Source organism: Candidatus Binataceae bacterium, assembly GCA_036495685.1.
Classification (GTDB): domain Bacteria; phylum Desulfobacterota; class Binatia; order Binatales; family Binataceae; genus JAFAHS01.
The window spans coordinates 1-26942 of the sequence record DASXMJ010000094.1; the positions used below are offsets into that span (position 1 = coordinate 1).

Sequence of the window (26942 nt, forward strand, 5' to 3'; positions counted from 1 at the left end):
ACTGACCTGTCGAAGTTCACCCAGCGCCAGCTCAACGCGATCGCCCAGCGCCTAAATCAGCGGCCTCGAAAGACCTTGGGATTCCAAACCCCAGCACGTACACTTAGCAGCAACGTTGCATCGACCCATTGAACTGGCCGGAGCAAACTTTGCTGTTCATGGTCATCGAGCGGTTTAGGGATCGAGATCCACTTCCGATTTATCGACATCTGCGCGATCGCGGGCGGATGGTGCCGGAGGGACTCACCTACCTCGATAGCTGGGTCGAGCCTAACTTTGATCGCTGTTTTCAGTTGATGGAGTGCGATGATCTGCGGCTGATCCAGCAATGGGTCCTGAATTGGCGCGGTTCGGGCGTGACGATCGAAATCGTGCCGGTGGTTCCAAGCAAGGACACCATGGAGGTGGTCGGGCCGCGCCTGGATAAAGAGTCGACCTCCTGACTTGGTTGTCGGCCTCCTCCTCCTCGGCACACGGCGCGCCGTCTGGCGGTTTCGCTCGGGAGCGGCTTCGTTCCGCTACCGAGCCGGGCTTCGATCAGACTTCTATTTGTTTTCGAACTGGGTTATGAGTTTTCTCACCAACCCACTCAAAGTTGAGAAAAGGCAATGGATTTTTCGCTCAGCTCGAAGTCTGAAGACCTGCGCAAACGCGTGGGAACGTTCATGGATCAGCACGTCTACGCGGCGGAGAAGGAGGTTCTCTCGCATGAGCGCGCCGATTCCCATGAAGAACATCCCATCATGAAGGAGATCCGGAAGAAGGCCAAAGCTGAAGGGCTGTGGAACCTGTTCCTCCCGGACAAGGAATTCGGCGCAGGACTTACCAACCATGAATATGCGCCGCTGTGCGAATTGATGGGTCGCAGCCCGCTCGGGGCGCGCGCTTTCAATTGCATGGCGCCCGACACGGGCAACATGGAAATCCTCGCCGAGTACGGCACCAGGGACCAGAAGGACCGCTGGCTCAAGAAGTGTCTAGATGGCGAGATTCGCACCTGCTTCTCGATGACCGAGCCTGACACCCCCGGCTCCGACCCGACCCAGCTTAGGACGCGTGCCGTGCGCCAGGGGGACTACTACGTAATCAATGGCCACAAGTGGTTCACCTCCGGGGCCATCGGAGCCGCGTTCGCGATTGCAATGGTGGTGACGGACCCCGATGCGGAGCCGCACCGGCGCGCCAGCCAGATTATCGTTCCGACCGACACTCCCGGCTTCAACCTGATTCGGCCGGTGCCGGTCATGGGCCATGTTGGCGGCGGCGGCCACTGTGAGATCATCTACAAAGATTGCAAAGTGCCGATCACCGCCCTTCTCGGCGGTGAGGGCGACGGCTTTGCGATTTCCCAAGCGCGGCTCGGCCCCGGGCGAATCCACCATTGCATGCGCACGATCGGAATCGCGGAACGCGCGCTCGAGCTAATGTGCAAGCGGGCGAACACGCGATGGACGCACGGAAGCCTGCTTGCGGACAAGGCCAATATCCAGGAATGGATCGCGGACTCGCGAATCGAGATCGACTCGACGCGCCTGATGGTCATGAACGCCGCGTGGAAAATGGACACGTTGGGCAAGAAGGAAGCGCGCAAGGAGATTTCGATGATCAAGGTGATGGCGGCAAACATGGTGATGCGCGTGCTCGACCGCGCCATCCAGCTTTACGGCGCCGCCGGGGTTAGTGACGATTATCCGATCGCACGGTTCTGGCGAGAGAGTCGCGCTTTGCGCATCGCCGATGGTCCGGACGAGGTTCACCGCCAGACCATCGCGCGCCGCGAGCTGCGGGCGTGGAAATAATCGCGCCGCAGGGGTAGTAGGCCGGTTACCCGAAACCAGGCGAAGGGTAACGGCGCAAGCTGTCCTCCGACGCCGCCGAGAGAAATGTCGGCGGCGTCCTTTTTACGAGAAAGCGACGCCGATTGCGATCCCGGCCGCCATGATCAAAAACGACAGCACGATCACTATCCCGATCGTGATCGCCGCCACTGCGGGCGGGGCATGACCCGAATGCTCGGTCATCGCACCCATCTGCTGGGCGCCGGCCATACCCTCGTGAGCTGCGGCGCCGGCTCGACGCACCGTCAGCATTCCGTGCTTGAGCCGGCGCGCAACCAGCCACCAATTCATCGGATAGGCAGCGATGAATCCGGTCATCAGGGCCATGCTCATGACGAACCAGAAGGCGGGTGAGAGCGGGCTCGTCGCGCGGGGAATCCGCGACTTGAGGATCATCGCGACCGCAATCATTCCCGCCATCAGACAGTTCATCGAGGTAAGCTCGGGGATGAAGGACCTGGCCAGCGCGCGAGGGTACGAGCCGCCGACCATGTCGCGCATGAAAAGGGCCTGGAAGATTCCCAATCCGAAAGCGAACCCGAGGACATACTCCATGGTGATGTCGAGCGCGGCAGGCAGCAGCAGGAAACCGCCGATGACCGCGCCGGCTAGAATGCCGACGCCGTCCCCCGCGACACAGTGCATCGTAGAGCCCAGTGTCTGCCGCCATTGCGCGGCGACGTATTGCTCGTGCGTGCCGGCCAGGGGCTCGCGGCAGCCGAGTACATAGAGAATCGCGCCGATGGGACCGGTGAAGAGCGTCACCAGTACGAAGCCCCATTTCAGGACCGGCGATTCGGGAGTGTTACGGATATCGATCGCCACGAAGGCGACCGACAGAGCGGTCAGAACAAACCAGGCCAGAATAACGCCGCTGAGCATCGAGTCCCCTCGCCTGCCCGACCATCGCGCAGCGCGGCGATCATATGCACGACCCCGGTCCAGCGCCACCATTGATTTGCGGAACCCGGCCGCTCATCTGGCGCGGGTGGGCGGCTTTTTGGCATAAATCAAGGAGATGGCAGGGACCGACGAAATAACCCCCGAATTTGGCGAGGTTCGCCAAGAAGAGCAGCTCGATTGGGCGAAGCTCGCCGCCTATCTGCGCGAACGGCTGCCCGATGCGGATCGCCCGTTAACCGTGAAGCAATTCCGTGGTGGGCATTCAAACCTGACCTATCTCCTTCGCTTCGGCGATCGCGAATGGGTGATGCGCCGGCCGCCGTTCGGTCCCTTGCCGGTCGGCGGCCATGACATGGGCCGCGAGTATCGTGTGCTGTCGCGGGTCTGGGAAGTATTCACGCCGGCACCGCGTGGGATGTTGTATTGCGAAGACCCCGCGATAGTTGGCGCACCGTTCTTCGTAATGGAACGGCGCAAAGGAATTCTCATCCGGATGCGGCAGGCGCTGCCTCCGGAACTGCCGATGGATCCAGCCTCGCTGCGCAAGTTGTCGGAGGGGTTTGTCGACACACTTGCCGATCTACATGCGGTTAACTACCAAGCCATCGGACTCGGCGAGCTGGGGAAGCCCGATGGATTTCTCAAGCGGCAAATCACCGGGTGGATGGGGCGTTGGGAGAAGGCCAAGACGCGCGAAGTTCCGTTGATGGAAAAACTCGGCGGGTGGTTCCTCGATCACCTGCCGGATTCACCGCCGCCATCACTGATTCATAACGACTACTACCTGCATAACCTCATGATCGATTTTGCCGATCCCGGGCAGGTCGTCGGGGTCTTCGATTGGGAAATGTCGACGATTGGCGATCCTTTGGTCGATTTTGGAGTAGCGCTCGGCTACTGGCGTGAGCCGGACGATCCCCCGGATCTGCTGGCGACTGGCGAAGGGGAAGTGCATACGCTGCGCCCGGGGTTCATGAGCCGCGATGAACTGATCCATCGGTATGCGACCCGCACCGGTCGCGACCTGAGCAACATGCCCTATTACTGGGCGTGGGCGCATTGGAAGAACGCAACGGTGGTGGAACAGATCTATGTTCGTTACGTGCGCGGTCAGACCACGGACCCACGGTTTGCGGGCATGGGAACGCACCCGCCGGCACTGGCATCGGCAGCAGCGCGCATCGCGCGGCGACTAGGATTCAGAGACTGATTCTTGTTCTGAGCGAGGAATCGTCGTCTTTCCGATCAGGAGCTGACAAGAGCATTTGTAGGGGCGCTCGGAGAGTGCGCGCTTCTGGGCCCGTCAGTCAGGAGCGCGGTCAGCTTCACAATCACGCGCCGAGGACGCGCTGAAATAAGGAACCGCACCCTGGTCTCCGGCTGAAAAAGGGCAACAAAGGTTTGGACTTGTCCGAACGAGAAGAGCTTTGCGAAGAGCGGTCGCCGGGTTTGCTATTTACGCGCTCCTTTCGGGGCTGGGGAAACTGCGCTATCTAAGGGGATTGGGGGACACGTGTGCCCTAGCTTTAGCTGGAGGAAGTGCCCGCTTGCACGCATTTAATTACGAAGCTCCTTCGACGCTGGCCGATGCGCTCAAAATCATGAAGGCGCACGGCGACAAGGCGCGGCCGATCTGCGGAGGTACCGATCTGTTGATCCAGATGCGCGCCGGTGTCCGACAGCCCGATTTTATTGTCGATATCAAGCGCATCAAGGAGATGCGCGAACTCAAGTTCAACGCCAGGACGGGCCTGCGGCTTGGTGCGGTGGTGTCGTGCATCGATGTCGCCGAGAACGCCGAGATGCAGCGGCATTACCCTGGCCTGACTGAGGCAGCGCACCTGATTGGCTCGCTGCAAATCCAGAATCGCGCATCGGTGGGAGGAAACCTATGCAACGGTTCTCCGGCCGCGGATACCACACCCGCTCTCATCGCACTCAGGGCGCGTGGGCGCATCGTAGGGCCGCGCAGCGAGCGCGAAGTGCCGGTCGAAGAATTCGTGGTTTCCCCGGGGCGCACGATCCTGAAGCCGGGAGAATTGCTGGTCCAGCTGATGATTCCCGCACCCGCGCCCCATTCGAGCGACGCGTACCTGCGTTTCATACCGCGCAATGAAATGGATATCGCCGTGGTAGGCGTTGGTGCGTCGGTCACGCTGAATGGTGACACGATAAAGGCGGCGCGGATTGGTCTCGGTGCCGTAGCCGCGACCCCGCTCTTCGCCGACAAGGCATCGGAGTCGCTGATCGGCAAGAAGCTGGACGAGCACGCGTTGGCGACCGCAGCTCGGCTGGCCAGCGAACAGGCGTCTCCGATAGACGACATGCGTGGAACCGCCGAGTATCGCATCCACGTGACGGGAGTTCTGACGCGACGCGCACTGACGATCGCGACGGAGCGCGCGCGCAAACACTGAGAGTGAAAGAGACGAGAAGTATGGCGAAAAAAACCCTGGTTGAAGCCAATATCAACGGCGAAGTGGTGGAGTTCTTGTGCGAGCCCCGGCAGAGCTTGCTCGAATGCCTTCGCGACGTCCTGGAACTGACGGGCAGCAAGGAGGGATGCCTGACGGGAGACTGCGGCGCATGCAGCGTGCTGGTCGACGGCCGGGCGGTGTGCTCGTGCCTGATGCTTGGGGTGGAGGCTCAAGGCAAGAACATCCGCACCGTTGAAGGGCTCGCCGACGGGACGACACTGCATCCTCTGCAACAGAAATTCCTGGAGCATGCCAGCCTCCAGTGCGGTATTTGCACGCCGGGATTCCTGATGTCGGCGACCGCGCTGCTGGAGCGCAATTCGAACCCGACTGAGGCCGAGGTCCGCTATGCGCTAGCGGGGAACCTGTGTCGTTGCACCGGATACGATAAGATTGTTAGGGCGGTGCTCGACGCCGCCGGGTCCATAAGGTCTGGAGTCAAGACCAGCCGCGCCGCGTAGGCGGAACACGCGAAGAGCTAAGAGGGCATACCCATGGAAGGGACCACTTCTAACGGCAAGTTCAAGGTAATCGGAACCCGGCCGATCCGTCACGACGGAATCGACAAGGTAATCGGCCGCGCCAAGTATGGCGCCGACTATGCGTTTCCTGGCATGCTGCACGGCAAGGTGCTGCGCAGCCCCCACGCGCACGCGAAGATAAAATCGATCAACACTGCGAAGGCGCTCAAGCTGCCGGGGGTCAAGGCGGTGGTGACGGCGGCCGACCTGCCGGAAGCGGCCAACCGGCTCGAACAGGCCGGCGAGATGGCGATCAACCCCCACTATCTGTCGATGAACATCCTGGCGCGTGACAAGGTGCTCTACGACGGGCATGCGGTGGCGGCAGTCGCCGCGACCAGCCCCCACATAGCCGAAGAAGCGCTCAAGCTGATCGAAGTCGAATACGAAGTGCTACCGCCAGTCATGACGGTGGATGCCGGGATGAAACCGGGAGCGCCCATTCTGCTGCCCGATTTGCGCAACCGCGAAGAGGGCGACAAGCCGACCAACGTCGCGCAGCACTACCAGTTCAAGCGCGGCGATCTCGAGGCGGGTTTCAAAGCCGCGGATTTCGTGATCGAGCGTGAATTCAACACCGCGATGGTCCATCAGGGCTATATCGAGCCGCACAACGCAGTCGGCATATACAATGCCGACGGCCAGGCAACCATCTATTGCTCGACGCAGGGTGCTTTCGATGTGCGCTCGCTGAGCGCGCAGGTGCTCGGCGTTCCAGTCGGAAAGATCAAAGTGGTACCGGCCGAGATCGGTGGTGGCTTCGGCGGCAAGACGACCATCTACCTCGAGCCGCTCTCGGTGCTGCTTTCCAAGAAGACCGGCCACCCGGTGAAGCTGGTGATGACGCGCTCGGAAGTGTTGCGCGCATCCGGGCCAACCTCCGGTTCGCGGATCAAAGTGAAGATGGGTGCGACGCGGGACGGTAAGGTAGTCGCGGCGGAAGTGTGGATGGCCTACGAGGCGGGCGCGTTTCCCGGCTCGCCAGTCGGCGCCGGCGCGATGTGCATTCTCGCGCCTTATACCATTGAGAATCTGCAGATCGACGCCTACGACGTAGTCGTGAATCGTCCCAAGACAGCGGCCTACCGCGCCCCAGGCGCGAGCAATGCCGCGATGGCCAGCGAGACGGTTATCGACGAGATCGCGGAGAAGTGCGCAATGGACCCGCTCGAGCTGCGCATCAAGAACGGCGTACGCGAAGGCTCGCCGCAGGTGGTCGGTCCGCCTTTCAAACGCATCGGATTCATCGAGACCTGCGAAGCTATCAAGCACAGCGATCATTACAACTCCAAGCTGACCGGTGCGCATCGAGGGCGCGGGGTTGCATCGGGCTTCTGGTTCAACGCCGGCATGCAATCGTCGGCGACGGTTAACATCCACACCGACGGTACAGCTAGCGTCGTCACCGGATCGCCGGATATTGGCGGTTCGCGCGCCTCGATGGCAATGATCACGGCTGAAGTGCTCGGGCTTGCGGTTACCGACGTGCGTCCGGTGGTGGCAGATACCGACTCGATCGGCCACACCGATGTGACGGGCGGAAGCCGGGTCACGTTCGCGACCGGAATGGCGGTCTACGAAGCAGCGCAGGATGCAGTCCGCCAGCTCCGCGAGCGCGCGGCCAAGGTGTGGGAGGTGAAACCAGAGGATGTCCAGCTGGTCGACGGAGCGGTGAGCGTGAAGGATACGGCGAGCTTCGAAAAAGGCGAAGGCAAAACGCCGATGACGATCAAGGAGCTGGCGACCAAGCTCGCGCGCACTGGCGGCCCGATCACCGGACGGGCGAGCGTCAACGCGCGCGGCGTCGGCCCTGCCTTCGCGACTACCCTGGTCGATGTGGAAGTCGATCCGGATACCGGCAAGGTTCAAGTCCTGCGCTGCACCATCGCACAGGACGTCGGCAAGGCGATCCACCCGAGCTACGTTGAAGGGCAGATGCAGGGCGGCACCGCGCAGGGAATCGGCTGGGGCCTCAACGAAGAATACTTTTACGATGACAAGGGCGTGCTGCGTAACACCGGATTGCTCGATTACCGGATGCCAACCTGCCTCGACCTGCCGCTGATCGAGACGGCGATCGTGGAGGTACCCAACCCGGGACATCCGCTGGGCGTGCGAGGGGTCGGTGAGGTTTCGATCGTTCCACCCCCGGCGGCCCTGGCCAATGCGATCTATCGTGCCACCGGAGTCCGTATGACCGAGACCCCGATGTCGCCGCCGCGTGTGCTCAAGGAAATGCTCAAGAAGCGTACTGGCGAAGAGAGTCAGTCAGCAGCAGCGGACTGATCGGACAATAAAAGGAGCGAAGGAGCCGGGCCCCCGTGGTCCGGCTCTTTTGTTTGAGATGGCGACCGCAATCATTCCTTCACTGTTGCGAAAATTCACCAACGGCGAAGAACGGGTAACTGCTCGCGGCCGCAACGTGCGGGAATTGATCGCGGACCTGAACCGGCAGTTCCCAGGACTCGCCAGCCATCTCCTGGAAGGCGACGACCTGAAGCCATCCATTGCGGTCTCGGTCGACGGGGAGATTGGCCCGGGCGGAATAATGGAACCGATCGGGGAATCCAGCGAAGTTCACTTCCTGCCGGCGATTGGGGGCGGCAGCGGGAAACCCAAGGGGCCGCGCTTAAATTGGTCTCGATCACCGTAAGGTTTTCGTTGCAAGCAGGGCCCCAATTGGGCAACAATGGAAACTGCTGGCCGGGGTTTGCCCCCCTTTTCCCGGCTGGCGATGGGCCGGGCGAAGTGATTCGCTCGGCCTTTTTTGGTGGCCGCGACTTCGCCGGAGTTCAACCCAGCGGTTGCCGCAATGCTGTGGATCCCGCAGACCAGGTGCCGGATGGGAGGCTGGGCGAACCGGGTTAACTCATAAAGACTTCGCGGACGTGATTGGTGTCATTATACTCGCGGATTTGTCCGATCTGGTCGCCATCGAATCGGAAATAGAAGTGATACCGATTGGCGTACTTCTTTCCGTTTCCCGCCGTGGTATCTGATTCGGCTTGGATCGCGACGTGGTTAGCTTCCGCGATGACGGTATGGAATTTCAGGTTGAGCCCGTTGGGGAACATCTGCTTCAGGGTGACCGGCAGGCCCTTGAGGAGCGTATCTTTGCCCCTGATCGGGGCAACGCCCGGCAGGTGACCCATCACTTCGAACTCGACATCGTTGGCGAGCAGGCCCTCCAACGTCTTCGGATCGGGCTTGTCGAGGTTTTTGAGAAACGTGAGGGCGCGGTCCTTTTGTTCTTGAAGATTCATTGAAATTCTCCTGTTGGGACGGTGACGCTATTCCCGGCGGGTTTTCAGTACCAGCACGGAGCAGGGGGAATTGCGCACCAGTTTTTCGGTCACGCCGCCGATGAGGGCATAATCAGATCCCGAGTGACCGAACGCTGGCAGCACGATCAGATCGACATTGTTTTGCTTCGCGTATTCGACCAGCTTCGCAGCGGGTGGCCCTAGGAGGACCGCGGTGCTTACTTTGTCGGAGTCTCCCAGCTCGTCCTTTTTGAGACGGGCCAGTTCTTCTTCCGCCTGCTCCTCCATGGCGGTTTCACGTGCGAGTTCTCTGCTGCCCTCTACGATGGTGAAATGCTGTCCCACGACGTGAACGATATGCAGCTCACCGTTGACATCGCGGGTGAGTTCCCAGGCGTTGCGTAACGCCTCGGCCGAATGCTCCGAGAAGTCAAGCGGGGCCAGTACCTTCTTTACGTTTTGAATCATGACACCTCCGGAATTCTTGCACTTAACATGGTATTCGCGGCGGCTGCAAACCCGAACCCTTCCGTGCGATTATCACGTCGGTTGCAAGGGCGGCACGATTAGCTCCGCTTGCGGAAGAGGCATCCAAGGATGAAAGCGACTGTCTTCCACGGCCCGCGCGACGTTCGCGTCGAGACCGTCCCTGATCCGATTGTTAAGTCGCCGACCGACGCGATCGTACGAATTACCCGCGCGGCGATATGCGGTTCCGACCTGCATTCCTATCACGGCAATCAGCCAGTTGTTCCGGGCTTCGTGCTCGGGCATGAAGGGGTCGGCGTGGTGGAGGAGATCGGGAAGGCGGTCGGGCACCTGAAGAAGGGTCAACGCGTGGTGGTCGCAGGCGCGGTAGCGTGCGGCCAGTGTTTCTTCTGCCGGCGCGGCCAGGTCGCACAATGTTCCGTGAGTGGCGCTGCAGTTTTCGGCTACGGCAAAAATTTTGCCGGCACCTTCGGAGAAATAGGCGGAGAACAGGCGGAGGCGGTGACCGTACCGCTGGCCGACTACACTTGTTATGCGTTGCCCGACTCGATTTCAGATGAGGCGGCGATATTTCTGGCCGACATACTGCCGACCGGATATTTCGGCGCACTCAACGGCGACATCCGCCCGGGCGACACGGTGGCGATTTTCGGGTGTGGGCCGGTGGGGCTTTGTGCGATCATTGCGGCGCAGCTTTTCGGACCCGCCGAAGTCATCGCGGTCGATAACTTTCCCTACCGCCTCGCATTGGCGCGCAAGCTCGGCGCGAGCGCGGTGAAAGTCGAAGACGCGCAAAACACCATCCTCGATCACACGGAGGGACGCGGGGCCGATGTCGCGATCGAAGCGGTCGGCCACATCTCCGCTCTCGAAGCTGCCTTTCAGGCGGTGCGCGGCGGCGGGACGCTCTCGATGGTGGGGGTGATAAGCGACCCGGCGATCAGTTTTCCGATGATGCAGGCGTTCATGAAGGACCTGACGTTCCGTACCGGGCTCGCGAATATCCGCAGCAACATCCCGCATCTCGCCAAACTCATCGAGCGCGCCAAAATCGATCCCCGTCCAATCATCAGCCACACGCTTGCGCTCGACGAAACGCCCTATGGCTACAAGATTTTCGATGCGCGCACCGAAGGCGCGCTTAAAGTGTTGATCAAACCCTGATGTTTAGGAGCCCCGCGCAATGGCTGAAGAACTAGTCAAAAGCAGAATCGAAGGTGAACTCGCGTATATCGCGCTCAACCGGCCGGAGAAGCGCAACGCGGTAAGTGGTGCGATGCTGGAGGCGCTGCCGCGCGCGCTTATGGAGGTGAGCCGCGCGGAGGTCCGCGCGGTGATTCTGTACGGCGAGGGCGAAGTCTTCTCGGCTGGAATAGATTTCAAATCGCTCACCGGCGATACCGGAGCGTCGTCGGGAGCGAACGGTGGGCCTGATCTGGCCCGCTTTCGGCATTTCGTTGGCGAATCGCAGGCCGCGCTCAATCGCATCGAATCGATCGAGAAGCCGGTCATCGGCGCGATCCATGGTTACGCGGGAGGCCTGGGCCTCGAGATCGCACTGGCCTGCGACGCTCGGATCGTAGCCAAAGGAACCCGCCTGGGCATGCCTGAGGTCCGGGTTGGCCTGGTGCCTGACGTGGGCGGAACCACGCGGCTTGCGCGCACGGTTGGTTATGCGCGTGCGAAGGAATTGATCATGACGGCGCGACTGGTCGATGCCGACGAGGCCGAGCGCATCGGGCTGGTGAACCGGGTGGTGGCGCCTGGCAGCCATATCGTGGCCGCGGAAGAACTGGCCCGCGAGATGGCACGTAACGCTCCGGCGGCGGTGGGCCTGGCGAAACGGATCATCGACCGCGGCTACGGTCTGGACAAAATGACGTTCATGGAGCTGGAGATCCTCGCGCAGAGCTCGTTGCTCATGACCGAGGATTTTCGCGAGGGCGCCCGGGCGCTGGCCGAGCGTCGCGAGCCCAGATTCAAGGGCCGCTGAGGCGAATCTCGAAGCCGGTCTCGAACGACGCGCCCGGCCCAAGCACCCGCAGGCCAGACCCGATTCCGCGCGCCGCCATGTTGAAAGCATCGGGCGCGCAAGTATACGGCTCGAGTGCAACTACCTGATGATCCGGCGGCGCAAACACCACGAACTCGCCGAACTCCGCGTCCACGCGAACTTCGATGGCGGTTCGATTGGCGGGGTTCACCAGTGTGGCGCAGGGAGCTGCAAGGTCACGCGCAGGATCGAGATGAAACGCGTCGTCGTAGCTGCCATCGGTGAGCCTCTGCGGCTTGCGCAAATCGAACCTGCCGGCCATGGCAAGGGGTGACCCGGTCGGAATCATCTTCTCGTCGAGCGGCCAGCGGGAGATAGCCGGTGGCACCTGCACGGTCAGGTCCGCGCGCGTGCCGGCGCCGCCCAGAGGAGCATGAAAATAAGGATGCGCCCCGAAGCCGAAGGGCATCGCGAGGTCCCCGGTGTTGCGCGCCCGGGCGCGAACCCGGAGCCCATTGCCGACTTCGTAGTCAACCTCCAGAAGGAATTGGTAGGGCCAGTAGCGCTTAAGCTCCGCGTTCGACGACGAGTCGAGTTCGGTATGCACATAGTACGGGCCGCGACGGACAACGCGAAAGGCACAGTTCCAGGTGAGACCGTGAATCGCATGACCGTGCGCCGGTTCATTGATGGGCAGTCGAATTTCCCTTCCGTCGAAGTGGAATATGCCGTTGGCTACCCGACCCGGCCAGGGAAATAGCAGAGGAATACCGCTTCGGAACGGATGCGCACGCCATACGTCGAGGTCGGGTGGGCCGGCGATTATTTCCAGCGATGCGACACGATAGTCAAAGCATTGGCATCCGGCCTCGGGAACGATCGTCGCGCGCTCGCTTTGCGCCTCGAGGGTAATGAAATCCACGCTCCCTAGGTTAACCAACGAGTGCGCATCTCTCTAGCGTAGACGCTGACCGTCCCAGTTGATATGCGATGCTGCCCGCCCTCGCCTGCCGCCTTGTTCAACTTTCTCGCTCGTAGACCTAACCCAACGCGCTAGAGTCATACACAGAAATAATGACGAGTGAATTTTCAGTCGCACGAGCTGAGGCTCTGCGAGCAACTGATCTGCATGAAACTGCGAGACGAGGCGGCTGTGCTGAGTGCGGTTGAAGAGGGACGCGCGGCGCCGGAGCCGGGACGGATTCTCGCGATCAACCCGTACCCAGCCGGCGCTGCGGTTCAAAGTTAGTCGCGATCCCGCGGGCCTCCTCGCCGATCATTATTTCTTGCTTGAGCCTCGTTAACGCGGATCGGACGCCCCTTAATATCTCTGCCGTTCAGTTTCTTTATCGCCGCCTCCGCAGCTTCATCGGAGGCCATCTCAACGAAACCAAACCCTCTCGAGCGATTAGTCGCTCGATCGATTATGACCTGGGAGCTGTCGACTTTACCTGCTTCTGAAAATGCATCCTGCAGGTCCTGATCAGTCACAGTCCAAGCCAGGTTCCCGACATACAATCTGCGACCCATTACCTTCTCCCTGGCGACCTCCAAACTCTTCGCCCGCGCGCAAGACAGTTCACACGCTCCTTATCGCGAATTCGGAATTGTGTTCGCAGTCGCGCAGTCGGCGGGCAAGTCTCAGTGGCACGCACCTTTCGAAATTTGGCTGTCGTTATAGCACCGGAATCGTCTTAAATACAGGCACGAAATGCAGGGTGAGCTTGCGCTTGCATTGACTGCAAGTTGATGAGTGCAACCGACTGCGAGAGGTCTCGGGTCTGAGTGGCCGCGTCAGTCGCAGAAGACTGAAGGGAGCGCACGTAAGCAACGAATTTCTCCAAAAAGACGAACACTGCCTCTAAGAACGCTGTTCTAAACGACTTGTTGAGAGACTTATCGTAAAAGCCGCTCGGTTCAGGTCAGGGCGCTCGTTTGGTGAATCGCAGCGTTGGCCTGTGGCACCCCAGCCGGTCTGCAACCTCAAAGAAGTCAGCTGCTGGAGCAGCATCAAAAACTCAAGAGCATCATGGGTATTTTCGCGCTTTTCGCAACTCTGCGACTTGATGCGAAAATACAATTTATGATTGTCCGCTACCCAGTTAACAAAACCAAAAAAGTAGGTACATCGATCTAACAGTATTCGAGCGGAAAATCCCGGTCGGTAGCTAGTACCAAACGGACGGCTTGTAGTCACGTGACCGATTATGTAGGTTGAAATTGACTTTCGGGTCGGTTTCGTAAAGGAGTGAGTTAATGCCGCGTACTAGTCTAGGTGGAGTAACTTCAGCTTTTGAACGTATACAGCGCCAAGCTCGAACAGTACTTGGAGGCCTCCGGGGACAGATTCGCGCCAAGGAGAATGAACTCCTACGCCTCAAACAGGAAGAGGCGCGCCTTAGCCACCTGCTGGGAGGCAGCGGCAAGGCAGGACAACCAGCGAGGGCGGCGGCGGCCCCGGCTGGTGGCGGGGGACGTGGACGAATCAACTGGCGTGAAGTGCTGAAGCAGATGCCCAAGCAGTTCAAGGCTTCCGATGTTCGAAGAGTGCGCGGGCTCAAGAGCAAACGTCCGTCAGAGATCTTCGCCGCGATCACACGCTGGATCGACGCGGATCTGGCCAAGCGCAAGAAGCGCGGAATCTACGAGCGAAGCTAAGACCTTGTGATTCTTCTGAGTATTTCCTGACTACCTCGAAAACCAACCGGTGGGCGGTGACGAACTTGTCGCTCTTGTTCCCTATCTGGCGATCTCACGGTAGCGCCTGAACCGGCTATTCTGACAGGACAATTTCCTCGCCAACTCTTCTTAGTTCATGGCAGTCAAGACCATCGAATGGCGTGCCGATACGGTCAGGATGATCGATCAACGATTGCTCCCGACGCGAGAGGTAATACGTATCTATCGGGACTTTCGAGGGGTTGCTGGTGCCATTCGCACGATGGTCATTCGCGGCGCTCCCGCGATCGGGGTCGCGGCGGCGATGGGAGTCGCTCTCGGTCTCAAGGGTTTCCGCGGCGAGAATGCCTTGAAACGGTTTGCGCTGGTGGCAAAAACCCTACGCTCCACCCGTCCCACTGCGGTCAACCTCGCGTGGGCGGTAGAGCGGATGCACCGGGTGCTCGAAGCAAATCTGGCCCTTGACGAACCAGCGCTGTTCCGCAGATTGCGCGAAGAGGCGATTTCGATCTACCAGGAAGACCTGGCGGCCAATCGTTCACTAGGCCGCTACGGCGCCGAACTCCTGGACGATCCCGCCGCGGTGCTCACGCATTGCAATGCAGGAGCTCTTGCGACGGCGGGCTACGGCACCGCGCTGGGAGTAGTTCGCGCTGCACGCGAGGCGGGTAAGACCATCGAGGTGTATGCAGATGAGACTCGGCCCTTTCTGCAGGGTTCGCGCCTGACCGCGTGGGAGCTTCGCAAAGATCACATCCCGGTAACTGTGATTGCCGACAACATGGCCGCTACGGTCTTGTCCCAGGGCCGTGTGAACTGTGTCATCGTTGGTACGGACCGCACCGCGGCCAACGGTGATGTAGCCAACAAGATCGGTACCTATCCGCTCGCGGTGATGGCACGCCGTCACGGGGTGCCCTTCTATGTTGCTGCGCCGCTGTCGTCGGTCGATTTAGAGTGTGCTTCCGGCGAGGCGATTCCAATCGAGCAACGCAGTCCCAAGGAGATAATCGAGTTCTCCGGAAAACGGGTAGCTCCGAAAGGAGTAGCGGTTTTCAATCCGGCATTCGATGTAACTCCAGCCGAGTTGGTAAGCGCGATCATCACTGAGCGCGGCGTTGCGCGCGCCCCCTATCGCGAGAGTTTGCGCGCTCTCAAGGAGAGCAGCTGACCACACCGCGGCCCGGGGAAGGAATACCCTCCTGGGGACTTAGCGTTCCGCGTGCATGTTTAATCGCGGCCTACTCTTCGAGATGATCCAAATACTCGGCGAGGCCATAGCCGATTTTTTCGCCCCATCGCCATTCGGTCATGCCTTCGGCGATTCGGGTTACCGTTCCGGCGCGGCGGTTGCGTAGTGGAATCATCGAGATAACTTTGCCGGTGATTGTCAGGGGTTCGTCGCTGCCGTCGGCCAGAATGACGGCTTTGATTTTTGTCGTGGAGTTTCTGTTCACCGGAGAACTCGGTCACGATTTCAACCTTACGGACAGTGAGCGTGTGCTGATTTTTGCGAGCAATGAACCCGCCCGCATGTTCACTGCCGTCACGATTGACCGTAATGCTAGCCATCGCGCCCAGCCCCTCATCGAAGTTCATCGTTAGCCATCGATAGTACTTGGGTGCCTGCCAGTAGCGGGGGCCCCAGCTGTGGTCGCGCAGACCGAGTCCGTCGAATTTATATTCGCGATCGTCAATCTTGATCGAGCCGGTCGCGCGGCCAAGTTGTTCGAAGTGACCCTTGGCGAACTGGACACCGGGATCGCCATCGTTCCGCGGCGAGACCCATTGATCCCCCTGCCGCTCGCGCAGCTCACCACCCCAGGCGGGGGCGGTGGCCCGGTAGTCAAGTTCCAGGTGCACCCGGACAAAGGGATTGCTTTTGAACGCCTGCGCCGGTTCAACCATTTCGAGCGGATCTTTCAGGACGCAGACCTTCCCCGCATAGGTGACGCGGTGATGCTCGAACGGCTTGATAACCCGGAACTGGAGGCCGCCCGCGTCGTGCGCGTCGTTGTTATTGATTTCGGGACGCCGGAACATGAAGCCAACCGTGGCATCCGGTCGGTACAGGCAAACAGTCATTTCGGCTGCGCCCTCGTTTGGCCGATTACCCAGTCGCACAAAGCCACCGAGCCGCTGTCCGCGGTCGAAAAAGTTGTAATAGGCGCTTTCATTGAAGTTGGATTCGCCGGTGTTGGGATGCATCAAATCGTCGTGCTCGAGCAGGATAACTCTGCGCTCAGCCATTGGGTCGCTCCTTGGAGAATGGTTTAGCACATCGAATCCAAATCCGGACAGAATCCGATGAGCTCGCCGTATGTACGCACGCCCTAGGAGCGGGTTCCTGCCAATTGGGCGAGACCATCACCGAGCAGGTTAAAGCCGAGTATGGCGAGACCGATCGCGAGGCCGGGAGCGATCGTGAGGTATGGAGCGACCAGCATGAACGCGCGGCCCGCATCGAGCATGCTGCCCCAGCTCGGTGTGGGAGGTAGCGCACCCAGACCGAGAAACGAGAGCGCAGCTTCGGCCGCGACAATCCCCCCAACCCCGAAGGTCGCCTGTACCACGACCGGACCGGCCATCGCGGGAATTAGATGGCGCACGAGAACCCGCGCGGGTCGTGCGCCGAGGGTCTCGGCTGCTTGGACATATTCGCGCTCGCGCAGCGACAGAACTTCGCCACGCACCAATCGCGCATAGGTGGTCCATCCCATCGCGGATAGCGCGATCAGCAGGCTCAGAACCCCGGGGCCGAGGATTGCGGCCAGCGTGATCGCGAGCAAGATCCCCGGGAACGCGAGCAGGATGTCGACCGCGCGCATGATCAGCTCGTCGATCCATCCTCCGCTCAAACCGGCCACCCCCCCGACTAGACTGCCCACAATCAATGAGAGCGCCACTACTGAGACCGAGATGCCCAACGATAGACGCGCGCCATACACGATGCGCGCAAAAACATCGCGCCCCAGCGCGTCGCAGCCAAGGAGATGCCTGCCGCTTGGGCGGGTCAGTGAGTCGGATAGATGAATCGCGAGCGGGTCTGCATGAGCCAGCAACGGTCCCAACACTGCGATTGTCACGAGCAATACGACTATCGCCAGGCCGGCCGCCAGGGAGGGGTTCGGCGCGGAGCCTTTCAATCGAGCCTCACCCGGGGATCGACAACCGCATAGACGAAATCGGTGGCCATATTTACCAGCACGTAGGTCAGAGCGAAGGTCAGCACGCACCCTTCGACCAATGGATAGTCGCGAGCGCTGATAGCGGTGATCAGCAGCCGGCCGATCCCGGGCCACGAGAAGATCACTTCCGTGATTAGCGCTCCGGTCAAAAGCGCACCCGCCTGCAAGCCGATAAGAGTTACCACCGAAGTCAGGGCGTTGCGCAGCCCGTGGCCGAGCAGTGCCGCCGTTTGACCTAGTCCTTTGCCACGGGCCGTCCGCAGGTAGTCGCTCTCGCGAACGACGATGAGGCTCTGACGCAACATCCGCGCGAGAACCGCTCCCAGCGCGGTTCCGAGGGTCAAGGCCGGCAACACCAGATGAGCAAATCCGCCACGACCGGTCAGCGGGAACCATCGGAGATCCAGCGAGAAGATAATCATTAGCAGCGGCCCGAGGTAGATGTGGGGAATGGATATTCCGAGAATCGCGAAGCCCATCGCGCCGAGGTCGGCTACACTACCCGGTTTCGCGCCGGAAATTATTCCCAGCGGAAAGGCGATCACGATCCCGACGAGCAGGCCCGCGACAGTCAACTCCAAGGTGGCTGGGAATCGTTCCGCGATCAAACGGGCGACCGAGCGATGGTAGGTGATAGAGTCGCCCAAATGACCCCTGGTCAGGCCGCCCAGGAAGTCGAGGTATTGTTCGCCGAGTGGGCGGTCGAGCCCGAGGCTATGGCGCAATCCCGCGATATCGCTGGGTGCGGCGGTCTCGCCGAGCATCGCGATGACCGGGTCGCCCGGCACCAAGTGAATCATCGCGAAGGTGAGGGTTGCAACACCGATCGCGACTGGCACCACCGAGCCGAGGCGGCGCAGAAAATAGCGCATCACTCCGATGCCTCAGAAGCGAAAGGAGCCACGAGGGTTACGCTCGCGAGCGAACGCAGGCTACCATTGGGATACGGTTCAAAACCGGCCACTTCTCGATTCAGCACCGTGACGTTTTGCAGCCACCACAGGGATACATAGGGCAGGTCGTCGGCCGCCAGATGTTGCACTTGTCCGTAGATGGCGCGGCGGCGTGCGCCATCGACAGTGCTCATTCCAGCTTCGACGAGCGCATCCATTTCCGGGTTGCGATAGGCGCCGCGATTCAGTCCGCGCGGCGGTAGCATCAGCGAGTCGAAGGTCAGGTAGTAGTGGTTCGGATCATCGATGCCGATCCACCGCATCGAGGCGAGATCGAAGTTGCCGTTGGCAAGGTCACTGTAGAACGTCGCCCAGTCGTTGCTGCGAATCTCGACCCGAATACCGACTCGTCGCAGCATCGCCTGCAGCACTTCGGCGAGCCGCCCGCTTTCGGGCGTGGTCTTGTAGATGAACTTGAGAGCGCGCACGCCATTCCGATCGGCGTGATATCCCGCGTCATCGAGGAGCCTCCGTGCCATTTCCGGATCATAGCGGTAGGGCCGCACGTTGGCGTCGTAGGCCCAATTTTCCGGCGCCAGCATGCCGCTGGCAATGCGGGCCGTGCCGCGCAGATAGGAATCGACAATCGCGGCGCGGTCGATTGCATAGGCGATCGCGCGGCGCACGCGCAGGTCGCGAAGGTGCGGGTTGCGGAAATTGAACAGCAGATAAACATAGCTGGTGCCGGGAGCCTCGTTGAGACGAAGGTTGGGATTCGAGATCAGGTAGGAAAGGACTTCTGGATCGATGTTGTTCGGGGCGACATCGCAGATCCCTTCCGCGAGCTCCAGCGTGCGCACCGTGCCATCGGGCACAATCTTGAACACGATGCCCTCGGGCGAGTTGGTGGGGGCCGGCCGGTACGGATTACGCTCAAGCCAGGCCGAATCGTCGCGCAGGTACTTCGCCATCCTGAAGGCCCCGGTTCCGGGTGGGCTGACGACCACGCTGCTATGCGGCAACGGGGTGCCTGCGGGCACGATGCCATAGGTACCCATCTCCAAGGCGGGTGCATAGGGGCGCGTGGTGGTAATCACGACCGTGTGCTGGTCCGGAATCTCGATGGACTTGAGCTGCTCGAGGCCGGCTCGCTTGGGGGATGCCGACCAACGATCGAGAATCGAGTCGTAGGTGAACTTGACATCCCGCGAGGTGAGCTCGCGTCCATCGCTGAAGCGCATACCGGATTTCAAATGGAAAATTATGTGGGTGTCGTCGGGCCGCTCGATGCTTTCAGCAAGATCGCCGACCAGCCGACCATTGCGATCGATCTTGACCATCGAATCGAAGATCAACTCCATGATTCGCGACGAGATGGCATCCGTCGCAAAGCGCGGGTCGGTCGCGGTCGGAGAGGTTTCAATGTCGACCTGCAGGTAACGCGCCGGAGGGGGCGCGGGACGGCCGCATCCAAACGCCAGTGCTACGCATAGTGCTAGCGCATATGCGGTCGCCCGGCCTTTTCGTTTCCTCATCTCCACGAGTCTTTGGATCATCGCTGACAGCGCGGATAATAGCAGACCAATCTGGGGTAAATTGGAGGAGGCGCGCGCGATGGCTAGCGAATGGCGCGACAAGGTAACTCTCCGGCAGGGCGATCTCACCGAGGCATCGACAGATGCAATCGTGAACGCTGCAAACAATGACTTGCAACTGGGCGGGGGAGTGGCAGGCGCAATTCGGCGCAAGGGTGGTCCAACGATTCAGGAGGAATGCGATCGCATCGGGCCGCTGCCGCTCGGCGAGGCGGCGATCACTAACGCAGGTCAGCTGCGCGCCAAGTACGTGATTCATGCGGCCAGCATGCGACTGGGCGGCCGCACCACCGAGGAAAATCTGAGAGCATCGACCCGCAACTCACTACTACGGGCCAAGGAAAAAGGACTTCGGTCGATCGCGTTTCCGGCCGTGGGCACCGGGATCGCGGGGTTTGCGCTGGACCGCTGCGCGGAGGTGATGTTGAGCGAGGTAGCGGCGAATCTGCGCGGCACAACCCCCGTGGAGAGGGTGGAGTTTGTGTTATTTGACGATGCGGCGTTGCAGGTATTCCGGCGCGTGCTTGAAGGGATGGGTAGCGAAGCTAAACGCTGACCCGCGGCGGTGCCAGAGGAGTAACCCCGCACCAAAGGTTTTGGCTCTGCGACTTTCTCCCCATTCGGACGGGTGAGGACCTGGTTGACCTGCGCGAATTCGGATCACTCAACGCCGCAAAGGTCGCGCCCGCACCAAGCGGCAATCGTAAAAGCGGTTGCTGACACGGCGCGTCCGTCGAAATCAGTGGGCGGCGCCGCCGGCGCCTGCTTGGGCGCGGCGCAAGACGATGAAGCTGGGGACGAGAATCAGCATCATGATCGCAAGGGTGCGGTAGATGTCGTTGAACGACAGCATCGCGGCCTGGGCCTGGATCATCGCGTAGACGCCCCCGATGCCCTGCTTTTGCCCGGTGATGAGTTGCGGGACAAAGTGAAAGGCGTGCGCGCCGGGCAGCTGGGTGCCGGCCGCGCTCATTTTCCAGGCGGCAAAGACCGAGAAGCGTTCCGCAAGATACGACTGGTGGACCTGTTCGTGACGCACGAGCGCGGTGGTCATGTACGAGATGCCGATAGCGGCGCCCGCGTTACGCATCATGTTATACAGGCTGGCCGCATAGCCCATGCGCTCGCGCTGCACGCAGGAAAGTGTAATCGCGGAGAGGGTCGGAAAAATCATTCCCATCCCGATGCCCATCACAATGCTTGGCCATACCACCACCCAGGTACTCACCTGCAGGTCCCAGCGCGACATCTGCCACAGGCCAGCGGTCATAAGGACAAAACCCAGGCCGATGAGCGGGCGGGTGTCAAAACGCGCACGTGCGAGCTGACCTATGAGAAGCATCGCCACCATGGTTCCGAGCCCGCGCGGAGCCAACACCAGGCCGGCCTTCCACGCGCTGTATCCGAGCAGCTCCTGGAGGAAAATCGGGTTGAGCAGACCCGTGCCGTAAAGGGCGAAACTCATCGCGACCATCAGCGCGACCGAAAAGCTGAAGATCGGAATCTTGAGAATGCGCAGATCAAGAATTGGTTCTTCGAACCACAGTTCGTGGATCACGAACCAGGTGAACAGCGCCAGCGAGATCACGACTGAATAAACCACCCACGACGACGCGAACCAGTCCGCGCGCTGGCCGCGATCGAGAACGATCTGCATCAATCCCAGGCTCACCGCCATCAGGAGCATCCCGAGGTAGTCGACCTTGCCGCCGCGCGCGCGATGCGTTCGCAGGTAGACGGGGTCGTGCACGAAGGCCGAGACCATCAAGAAGGCGATAAGGCCGATTGGCAGATTGATGTAGAAATTCCAGCGCCAGTTCCAGTTATCCGTGATCCAGCCGCCCAGCGTCGGACCCATGATCGGAGCCACCATCAGACCCATGCCCCAGGTCGCCATAGCGAGCTGTTGCTCGTTGGGTGGAAAGGTTTCCATCAGGATGGCTTGCGACGACGGGATCATCGCGGCGCCGGCCGCCCCCTGGATGAGCCGAAATATCACCATCTGGTCGAGTGAGCGCGCGGCGCCGCACAGGCCGGAGGCAACCATGAACACCGCTACCGAGGTAAGAAAGTAGCGCTTGCGACCGAAGCGGGCGGAGATCCATCCGCTCATCGGGATCATGATGCCGTTAGCCATCAGGTAGCTGGTCAAAACCCAGGCAATCTCGTCAACGCTCGCGGAAAAGGTCCCCTGCATGTGCGGCAGGGCGACGTTGACGATTGAGGTATCGAGCACCTCGAGTGAGGTGCCCAGCATCACCGCCAACGCGATCAGCCATTTGTGCGACGGCGTAGCGTGGTCGAACTGCTCGAGCGGTACTTTACTGGCGGCTCCCATGGGAAACTTGTTCTGTAGCTGCTCTTGCCCATAGTAACGGACTCTCACCAACGGACACAGGCGCGGTGGCGGTCATCTGAAAGGCACCGAACGGTAATGTGATCTTCATTGATTGTGACATGTGAAGCCCGCGATGCTGAGCCGTGCACCCCGATGGTGACAACGGGTATTCGAGCGGCTACTCTCGGTGCATGCGGCTTGCCGCAATCGACGTAGGATCGAATTCCGTACACATGATCGTCGCCGATGCGAGCCGCGACGGGCACCTTGAGGTGGTCGATCGCGTCAAGGAGATGGTGCGTCTGGGGCGACGATCCTTCATGACCGGCAGTCTCATCGACGAATCGATGGACCTCGCGATCGGGGCCTTGAAGAATTTCGGGCGACTGGCTCGGGTACGGAAAGTTGACCGGCTACGGGCGGTTGCGACCAGCGCTGTCCGCGAGGCGAAAAACCGCGTCGGGTTCATCCGTCGAATCCGCCGCGAGACCGGCCTCAAGATCGAAGTTATTTCCGGAGTTGAAGAGGCGCGACTGATTTTCCAGGCCGCGCAACATGCTTTTGGACTCGATGGTGGTCCACACCTGCTGTTTGATGTGGGGGGCGGCAGCGTCGAATTGGTCCTGGTGCAGGATCGGCATCCGCTCTGGATGCATAGCGCGAAGCTGGGAGTCGCCCGGTTAACTGAGCGTTTTCTTACCGCGGATCCGCCGACCAACGCGCAACTCCGCAGACTCGAGAATCACCTCGACCACAAAATCGGCGCGCTGCTCCGCAAGGTGCGTAAGGCTGGCGTTGTTCACGCGATCGGGACATCCGGGACGATCAACACGCTGGTGGCGATGGCGCGGGCATCGAGGGGAGAAGAACTCGGCCGCCTGCACGGCGCCAGCGCATCGGCCGAAGAGATCACCAAGCTGGCGGGCGACCTGGTGACCGCCAATGCCGCGCTGCGCGCGGAGCTTCCGGGAATGGATGCGAAGCGGGTCGACCTAATGCCGGCAGCCGGAGCGCTAGTGGACTTTGTGCTGAAGCGCTCGGGCGCATCCTCGTTGGTCGCGTGTTCCTGGGCGTTGCGCGAGGGGTTGATCCTAAGCCTGCTCAAGGCGGCACGCGGCAACAGCGCGGCGGACGCTCGACGCCGATCGGTGAAAGCCCTAGCGTCGCGATTTTTGGGATCCAACGAACATGGACAGCAGGTTGCGAAGCTGGCGCTGCGCCTGTTCGACGCTACCGCCCCGGTTTTGGGTCTGCCAAAGAATTCGCGTGAATTACTTGAATACGCGGCCGTGCTTCACGACGTAGGACACGCTATCGACCACGACCGGCACAATCGACACTCGTATTATCTCATCAAAAATGCTGAACTATTTGGCTTCGAGCCCGACGAGATCGAGGTGATCGCCCAGGCGGCCCGCGGTCATCGCAAGCAGGCGCCAAAGGTAGACTCACCCGACCTAAGTGCGCTAACTGGAGCCAAGCGCCGTCTGGTACGGGGGTTCGCAGCGATTCTGAGGGTGGCCGATGCGCTGGACCGCACGCATTTCGGTGTGGTTAAAAATATCGAAGTAAGCTACTCGCCGGGGCGGTTGATCATCGGGGTCGACTCCGACAAGGAAAAGGCCGACCTCGAACTGTGGACATGCGAGAGACGGACAGACCTGCTATCGCGACTTCTCGAGCGCCAGGTGACCTTGGCGCGATAAGCTCGGCAACCCATTCGGCGCGCGCCGCAGCCAATGGCCGGGGCGGCGCTGCAGCCGCGAAGGCGGACGGCAACAGCCTCCTGCTCACGCCCCATCCGTATCCGGGGCGGCTGATCGCGGTCGAGGGAATCGACGGATCCGGCAAATCCACCCAAATGATGCTGCTCGAGCGATGGCTGCGGGCGCGCGGTTACCCCGTCATCTTCACCGAATGGAACTCGTCGCGCCTGGTGCGGCGCTCGATGAGCCGCGGCAAAAAGAAGAACCTGCTGACGCCGACGACCTTCAGCCTGCTCCATGCAGTCGATTTCGCGGACCGCTTGACCTATCAGATCATGCCGCCATTGCAAGCGGGAATGATCGTGCTCGCCGACCGCTACGCGTTTACCGCCTTCGCACGCGACGTGGCCCGCGGGGTGCATCCGGAATGGGTGCGGGCGGTGTACAGCTTTGCCCTGCGTCCGGACCTTACGCTGTATTTCCGGGTTCCCATCGAAGTCTCGCTGGAGCGTTTGCTCGCGGGGCGTGCCAAACTCAAATATCACGAGGCCGGCATGGACGTGGGGCTGTCGGCAGATCCCGCGGAGAGTTTTCGTATGTTCCAGAGCCGGGTGCTCGAATTCTACGACGAGCTGACGCACGAGTTCGAGCTACGCACCATCGATGCGACTGGCGAAATTCCGGAGCAGCAGCGGATGTTTCGCCAGATCGTTCAGGACGTGGTGCTGCATGACTATGACCGCGAACGTGCCAAGGGGAACCATGTCAGAACACAGCCACGCTAAGAAGTGGTACGGACACGGGCTGCCATACCTGTCCGAGAAGCGGCTACCGGGGCATTTGATCGCAATCGAGGGAACCGACGGTGTCGGCCGCTCGAGCCAGATCGCGCTGCTGCGGCCATGGTTGGAGCTGGAAGGATATGCGGTCAGCAACACCGGATGGACCCGGTCGCCCTTGTTGTCGGAGACGATCAACGAAGCGAAAGCAGGCCATCAGCTAACCGTCACTACCTTCAGCCTGCTGTATGCGGCGGATTTCGCCGATCGGCTTGAGCACGAAATTCTGCCCGCTCTGCAGGCCGGGTTTATCGTGATCGCCGACCGCTACATGTACACGGCATTTGCCCGGAACATGGTAATGGGCGCCGATCCGCGATGGACTCGCGACGTTTTTGGTATGGCGCTGCAGCCGGACCTGGTCATTTATCTAGACATCGATGTGGAGACGCTCATTCCGCGCGTCGTGCAAGGCAAGGGCATGGACCATTGGGAATCGGGCATGCATCTACTACTCGGAACCAACTTGTTTGAATCGTTCCAACGCTACCAGACCCACCTGATCGAGGAATACCAGCGACTGGCGTCGGAATTCGGCTTTATCGCGGTCGATGCGCGCCAGCCGATCGATGATGTGCAGACGGAACTGCGCTTGCACATCATGCAGTACCTGCGCACCGCCGATCCGGCGCGCAACGCGATCACACACAAGGAGAAGTCGGCCACTTCCACGGAAGAGGAGTAGGCGGTGGAAGTTGACGTGCCCACTTCCTTGGCGCCGATCGCGGAGCCTCCCCTCGCGATCGCGCAGGCGCTTCCGGCTGCGCCCAGGCTCGAGCTCGCGGCAGACCAAACGATTACCGTGGCGGTGCGCGAGGCGATCATTTTTGGTGGTATCGCGCTGGAGCGTCATCGCGAAGCCGCAGCCACGGGACAAACGGAGCCGATTCACCAACTGAGGGTGACGGCGCGACGCCTGCGCGCTTCGCTGCACTTGTTTGCCGGGGTCATCCACGCAACCTATTCGCGAATCATCGAGCGCGACTTGATCTGGATGGCACAGGCGGCCGGCGGTGTGCGCGAACGCGAAATCAGTACTGTAGTTTTTCGCAGACGCGCGGCGAAACTCGACCCGGTCCTGGCGGACTCGCTCGCAGCGATCTACACGACCCTCTGGAGGGAGCGTTCGCTCAAGTTATATGACCTTCAGAGCGTGGTCGAATCGAAGCGGTACCGCGCGCTGCTTGCGCGGCTCGAGAACCCCCGTTTACGTAAGGTCTACACGGACACCCTTCTCCGCACCGAGGCTGCCTCAATGCTGCGCCCGATCGCGCGTTCGGTTGCGCGCGCCGGCGCGGCGTTGGATGAAGGTTCCGCGCCGCGGACGATCCATCGGCTTCGGGTGCGGGTCAAGCGGTTGCGCTACGCGCTCGAACTTCTGTCCGCACTTGGAGGCAAGCGCAGCCGACGACTCCTGTCGCGGCTGGAGGTGCTTCAGGACCTGCTCGGTAATTTGAACGATCTATCGGTCGCGACCGCCTGGCTGATCAATTTTCCCCGCACCGCAGGCGCCGAGCTGGGCGCGGTGATGGCGGCGGGCGCGATGACACAAGCGCTGCGCAGCCGGTCGGCCAAGCTCGCGCGTCGCGGCGTCAAAGCCTGGCGCAAGCTGGATAGGGGCACCGCGATCGCGGACGCGCTGGAGGAAATTCGCCGGCACGGCAAAACCGTTCCGGTGCAGGCGTCACCGATACAGGAATTCGTTACGGAGAATGCCGCATGATCCTTTACATTCTTCGTCATGGAATTGCCGAAGATGCGCCAGTGGGCGGCGATGAAGGCGCGCGCAAACTAACGCCCAGGGGACGCGAGAAAATGCACGCCGCAGCGGAGGGCATGCGCAACTTCGGTCTCAAGTTCGATTCGATTCTAACCAGCCCGCTGGCGCGCGCCACGGAAACGGCCGAGATCGTCGCGGCGGCTTACGCGAACACGCCGCCGCCGCAAGTCCTACCCGCGCTGGCCACGGGAATCCCGGCTCCAGAGGTCGCCGCAGCCCTGCGCTCGTTCGCCAAGCAAAAGCACGTGATGATCGTGGGACACGAACCACAGCTGAGCGCGGTCGCATCGATAGTGTTAACCGGGTCGCCCGCGGGTGCGAATCTTGAGCTCAAGAAGGGCGGGTGTGTCGCTTTGCACGTGCCCTCGCGTCCGGACAAAGGCGGCGCGCAACTGCTGTGGCTACTTACCCCGCGTCAATTGAGAACTCTGCGCAAATGA

28 protein-coding genes are annotated in these 26942 nt (G+C 61.0%); 19 read left to right on the forward strand and 9 right to left on the reverse strand.

The window, feature by feature from the left end; genetic code table 11:
- The 3 genes from VGI36_09950 to VGI36_09960 all read left to right on the forward strand — a co-directional run.
- On the forward strand, positions 1-132 hold a 132-nt coding region (locus tag VGI36_09950), incomplete at its 5' end, for an IS30 family transposase (protein ID HEY2485461.1).
- A 26-nt stretch (positions 133-158) separates the two neighbouring features.
- Positions 159-443, forward strand: a complete 285-nt coding sequence (locus VGI36_09955) for a DUF3303 family protein (GenBank protein HEY2485462.1) — start codon at positions 159-161, stop codon at positions 441-443.
- A gap of 165 nt (positions 444-608) precedes the next feature.
- Positions 609-1799 (forward strand): acyl-CoA dehydrogenase family protein, encoded by a 1191-nt coding sequence (locus tag VGI36_09960; protein ID HEY2485463.1) that lies wholly within the window; start codon positions 609-611, stop codon positions 1797-1799.
- Between the two features lie 102 nt (positions 1800-1901).
- Here VGI36_09960 and VGI36_09965 read toward each other — a convergent pair whose 3' ends face one another.
- Positions 1902-2720: a DUF4396 domain-containing protein gene (locus VGI36_09965; GenBank protein ID HEY2485464.1), complete on the reverse strand. Its 819-nt coding sequence runs from the start codon at positions 2718-2720 to the stop codon at positions 1902-1904.
- A 136-nt stretch (positions 2721-2856) separates the two neighbouring features.
- On the opposite strand from VGI36_09965, the gene VGI36_09970 reads away from it, so the two are divergent.
- The 5 genes from VGI36_09970 to VGI36_09990 all read left to right on the forward strand — a co-directional run bounded on the left by VGI36_09970 (position 2857) and on the right by VGI36_09990 (position 8392).
- On the forward strand, positions 2857-3951 hold the full coding sequence (locus VGI36_09970) for a phosphotransferase family protein (protein ID HEY2485465.1): 1095 nt from the start codon (positions 2857-2859) through the stop codon (positions 3949-3951).
- Positions 3952-4288: 337 nt separating this feature from the next.
- Complete coding sequence (locus VGI36_09975; GenBank protein ID HEY2485466.1) at positions 4289-5158, forward strand: xanthine dehydrogenase family protein subunit M; 870 nt, start codon at positions 4289-4291, stop codon at positions 5156-5158.
- Between the two features lie 20 nt (positions 5159-5178).
- Positions 5179-5679, forward strand: a complete 501-nt coding sequence (locus VGI36_09980) for a (2Fe-2S)-binding protein (GenBank protein ID HEY2485467.1) — start codon at positions 5179-5181, stop codon at positions 5677-5679.
- Between the two features lie 33 nt (positions 5680-5712).
- The gene (locus VGI36_09985) at positions 5713-8025 is read left to right on the forward strand and encodes a xanthine dehydrogenase family protein molybdopterin-binding subunit (protein ID HEY2485468.1); all 2313 of its coding nucleotides are present in this window, start codon (positions 5713-5715) and stop codon (positions 8023-8025) included.
- A 58-nt stretch (positions 8026-8083) separates the two neighbouring features.
- The gene (locus VGI36_09990; protein HEY2485469.1) at positions 8084-8392 is read left to right on the forward strand and encodes a MoaD/ThiS family protein; all 309 of its coding nucleotides are present in this window, start codon (positions 8084-8086) and stop codon (positions 8390-8392) included.
- A 211-nt stretch (positions 8393-8603) separates the two neighbouring features.
- Here VGI36_09990 and VGI36_09995 read toward each other — a convergent pair whose 3' ends face one another.
- Entirely contained in the window at positions 8604-9002 is a 399-nt protein-coding gene (locus tag VGI36_09995; protein ID HEY2485470.1) for a nuclear transport factor 2 family protein, read from the reverse strand.
- A gap of 27 nt (positions 9003-9029) precedes the next feature.
- Positions 9030-9470: a universal stress protein gene (locus tag VGI36_10000; protein HEY2485471.1), complete on the reverse strand. Its 441-nt coding sequence runs from the start codon at positions 9468-9470 to the stop codon at positions 9030-9032.
- Between the two features lie 129 nt (positions 9471-9599).
- Here VGI36_10000 and VGI36_10005 point away from each other — a divergent pair, with 129 nt between their 5' ends.
- Positions 9600-10655, forward strand: a complete 1056-nt coding sequence (locus VGI36_10005) for an alcohol dehydrogenase catalytic domain-containing protein (GenBank protein ID HEY2485472.1) — start codon at positions 9600-9602, stop codon at positions 10653-10655.
- A 19-nt stretch (positions 10656-10674) separates the two neighbouring features.
- On the forward strand, positions 10675-11484 hold the full coding sequence (locus VGI36_10010) for an enoyl-CoA hydratase/isomerase family protein (GenBank protein HEY2485473.1): 810 nt from the start codon (positions 10675-10677) through the stop codon (positions 11482-11484).
- Here the strand turns inward: VGI36_10010 and VGI36_10015 are convergent.
- Positions 11471-12406: a hypothetical protein gene (locus VGI36_10015; protein HEY2485474.1), complete on the reverse strand. Its 936-nt coding sequence runs from the start codon at positions 12404-12406 to the stop codon at positions 11471-11473. The genes VGI36_10010 and VGI36_10015 overlap by 14 nt on opposite strands.
- Positions 12407-13740: 1334 nt before the next feature.
- On the opposite strand from VGI36_10015, the gene VGI36_10020 reads away from it, so the two are divergent.
- Together VGI36_10020 and mtnA are read left to right on the forward strand one after the other, a co-directional pair.
- Complete coding sequence (locus VGI36_10020) at positions 13741-14142, forward strand: hypothetical protein (protein HEY2485475.1); 402 nt, start codon at positions 13741-13743, stop codon at positions 14140-14142.
- A gap of 157 nt (positions 14143-14299) precedes the next feature.
- On the forward strand, positions 14300-15334 hold the full coding sequence (gene mtnA, locus VGI36_10025; protein ID HEY2485476.1) for an S-methyl-5-thioribose-1-phosphate isomerase: 1035 nt from the start codon (positions 14300-14302) through the stop codon (positions 15332-15334).
- 70 nt (positions 15335-15404) lie between these two features.
- Here mtnA and VGI36_10030 read toward each other — a convergent pair whose 3' ends face one another.
- A complete protein-coding gene (locus VGI36_10030) occupies positions 15405-15620 on the reverse strand; it encodes a hypothetical protein (protein HEY2485477.1) in 216 nt (71 codons plus the stop codon).
- A 193-nt stretch (positions 15621-15813) separates the two neighbouring features.
- On the opposite strand from VGI36_10030, the gene VGI36_10035 reads away from it, so the two are divergent.
- Positions 15814-16440 (forward strand): hypothetical protein, encoded by a 627-nt coding sequence (locus VGI36_10035; GenBank protein HEY2485478.1) that lies wholly within the window; start codon positions 15814-15816, stop codon positions 16438-16440.
- A gap of 56 nt (positions 16441-16496) precedes the next feature.
- Here the strand turns inward: VGI36_10035 and VGI36_10040 are convergent, their stop codons facing one another.
- Genes VGI36_10040 through VGI36_10050 form a run of 3 tightly spaced genes read right to left on the reverse strand, consistent with a single transcriptional unit; the run spans position 16497 to position 19779 of the window.
- Positions 16497-17309 carry an ABC transporter permease gene (locus tag VGI36_10040; protein HEY2485479.1) on the reverse strand — a complete coding sequence of 271 codons (813 nt, stop codon included), beginning with the start codon at positions 17307-17309 and terminating at the stop codon, positions 16497-16499.
- On the reverse strand, positions 17306-18223 hold the full coding sequence (locus VGI36_10045) for an ABC transporter permease (GenBank protein ID HEY2485480.1): 918 nt from the start codon (positions 18221-18223) through the stop codon (positions 17306-17308). The genes VGI36_10040 and VGI36_10045 overlap by 4 nt, the downstream gene beginning before the upstream one ends.
- Positions 18223-19779 (reverse strand): ABC transporter substrate-binding protein, encoded by a 1557-nt coding sequence (locus VGI36_10050; protein HEY2485481.1) that lies wholly within the window; start codon positions 19777-19779, stop codon positions 18223-18225. Before VGI36_10050 ends, VGI36_10045 begins: the two co-directional genes overlap by 1 nt.
- Before the next feature lie 79 nt (positions 19780-19858).
- Here VGI36_10050 and VGI36_10055 point away from each other — a divergent pair, with 79 nt between their 5' ends.
- Positions 19859-20395 carry a macro domain-containing protein gene (locus tag VGI36_10055; protein HEY2485482.1) on the forward strand — a complete coding sequence of 179 codons (537 nt, stop codon included), beginning with the start codon at positions 19859-19861 and terminating at the stop codon, positions 20393-20395.
- A gap of 183 nt (positions 20396-20578) precedes the next feature.
- On the opposite strand, the gene VGI36_10060 is transcribed toward VGI36_10055, so the two are convergent.
- Positions 20579-22177 carry a DHA2 family efflux MFS transporter permease subunit gene (locus VGI36_10060; GenBank protein HEY2485483.1) on the reverse strand — a complete coding sequence of 533 codons (1599 nt, stop codon included), beginning with the start codon at positions 22175-22177 and terminating at the stop codon, positions 20579-20581.
- Between the two features lie 191 nt (positions 22178-22368).
- Here VGI36_10060 and VGI36_10065 point away from each other — a divergent pair, with 191 nt between their 5' ends.
- The 5 genes from VGI36_10065 to sixA are packed head-to-tail and all read left to right on the forward strand — an operon-like array spanning position 22369 to position 26942.
- Positions 22369-23883, forward strand: a complete 1515-nt coding sequence (locus tag VGI36_10065) for a Ppx/GppA phosphatase family protein (GenBank protein HEY2485484.1) — start codon at positions 22369-22371, stop codon at positions 23881-23883.
- Positions 23820-24668: a thymidylate kinase gene (locus VGI36_10070; protein HEY2485485.1), complete on the forward strand. Its 849-nt coding sequence runs from the start codon at positions 23820-23822 to the stop codon at positions 24666-24668. The genes VGI36_10065 and VGI36_10070 overlap by 64 nt, the downstream gene beginning before the upstream one ends.
- The gene (gene tmk / locus VGI36_10075; GenBank protein ID HEY2485486.1) at positions 24646-25407 is read left to right on the forward strand and encodes a dTMP kinase; all 762 of its coding nucleotides are present in this window, start codon (positions 24646-24648) and stop codon (positions 25405-25407) included. The genes VGI36_10070 and tmk overlap by 23 nt, the downstream gene beginning before the upstream one ends.
- Positions 25408-25410: 3 nt before the next feature.
- Positions 25411-26445 (forward strand): CHAD domain-containing protein, encoded by a 1035-nt coding sequence (locus tag VGI36_10080; protein HEY2485487.1) that lies wholly within the window; start codon positions 25411-25413, stop codon positions 26443-26445.
- Complete coding sequence (sixA, locus tag VGI36_10085; GenBank protein HEY2485488.1) at positions 26442-26942, forward strand: phosphohistidine phosphatase SixA; 501 nt, start codon at positions 26442-26444, stop codon at positions 26940-26942. The genes VGI36_10080 and sixA overlap by 4 nt, the downstream gene beginning before the upstream one ends.

Coding starts and splice junctions, on each gene's coding strand:
- VGI36_09980 (HEY2485467.1), top strand. CDS start 5,179: ATGGCGAAAAAAACCCTGGTTGAAGCCAATATCAACGGCGAAGTGGTG.
- VGI36_09960 (HEY2485463.1), top strand. CDS start 609: ATGGATTTTTCGCTCAGCTCGAAGTCTGAAGACCTGCGCAAACGCGTG.
- sixA (HEY2485488.1), top strand. CDS start 26,442: ATGATCCTTTACATTCTTCGTCATGGAATTGCCGAAGATGCGCCAGTG.
- VGI36_10050 (HEY2485481.1), bottom strand. CDS start 19,779: ATGAGGAAACGAAAAGGCCGGGCGACCGCATATGCGCTAGCACTATGC.
- VGI36_10055 (HEY2485482.1), top strand. CDS start 19,859: ATGGCTAGCGAATGGCGCGACAAGGTAACTCTCCGGCAGGGCGATCTC.
- VGI36_09990 (HEY2485469.1), top strand. CDS start 8,084: ATGGCGACCGCAATCATTCCTTCACTGTTGCGAAAATTCACCAACGGC.
- tmk (HEY2485486.1), top strand. CDS start 24,646: ATGTCAGAACACAGCCACGCTAAGAAGTGGTACGGACACGGGCTGCCA.
- VGI36_09985 (HEY2485468.1), top strand. CDS start 5,713: ATGGAAGGGACCACTTCTAACGGCAAGTTCAAGGTAATCGGAACCCGG.
- VGI36_09995 (HEY2485470.1), bottom strand. CDS start 9,002: ATGAATCTTCAAGAACAAAAGGACCGCGCCCTCACGTTTCTCAAAAAC.
- VGI36_09970 (HEY2485465.1), top strand. CDS start 2,857: ATGGCAGGGACCGACGAAATAACCCCCGAATTTGGCGAGGTTCGCCAA.
- VGI36_10000 (HEY2485471.1), bottom strand. CDS start 9,470: ATGATTCAAAACGTAAAGAAGGTACTGGCCCCGCTTGACTTCTCGGAG.
- VGI36_09965 (HEY2485464.1), bottom strand. CDS start 2,720: ATGCTCAGCGGCGTTATTCTGGCCTGGTTTGTTCTGACCGCTCTGTCG.
- VGI36_10045 (HEY2485480.1), bottom strand. CDS start 18,223: ATGCGCTATTTTCTGCGCCGCCTCGGCTCGGTGGTGCCAGTCGCGATC.
- VGI36_09955 (HEY2485462.1), top strand. CDS start 159: ATGGTCATCGAGCGGTTTAGGGATCGAGATCCACTTCCGATTTATCGA.
- VGI36_10005 (HEY2485472.1), top strand. CDS start 9,600: ATGAAAGCGACTGTCTTCCACGGCCCGCGCGACGTTCGCGTCGAGACC.
- VGI36_10020 (HEY2485475.1), top strand. CDS start 13,741: ATGCCGCGTACTAGTCTAGGTGGAGTAACTTCAGCTTTTGAACGTATA.
- VGI36_10060 (HEY2485483.1), bottom strand. CDS start 22,177: ATGGGAGCCGCCAGTAAAGTACCGCTCGAGCAGTTCGACCACGCTACG.
- VGI36_10010 (HEY2485473.1), top strand. CDS start 10,675: ATGGCTGAAGAACTAGTCAAAAGCAGAATCGAAGGTGAACTCGCGTAT.
- mtnA (HEY2485476.1), top strand. CDS start 14,300: ATGGCAGTCAAGACCATCGAATGGCGTGCCGATACGGTCAGGATGATC.
- VGI36_10065 (HEY2485484.1), top strand. CDS start 22,369: ATGCGGCTTGCCGCAATCGACGTAGGATCGAATTCCGTACACATGATC.
- VGI36_10070 (HEY2485485.1), top strand. CDS start 23,820: ATGCGAGAGACGGACAGACCTGCTATCGCGACTTCTCGAGCGCCAGGT.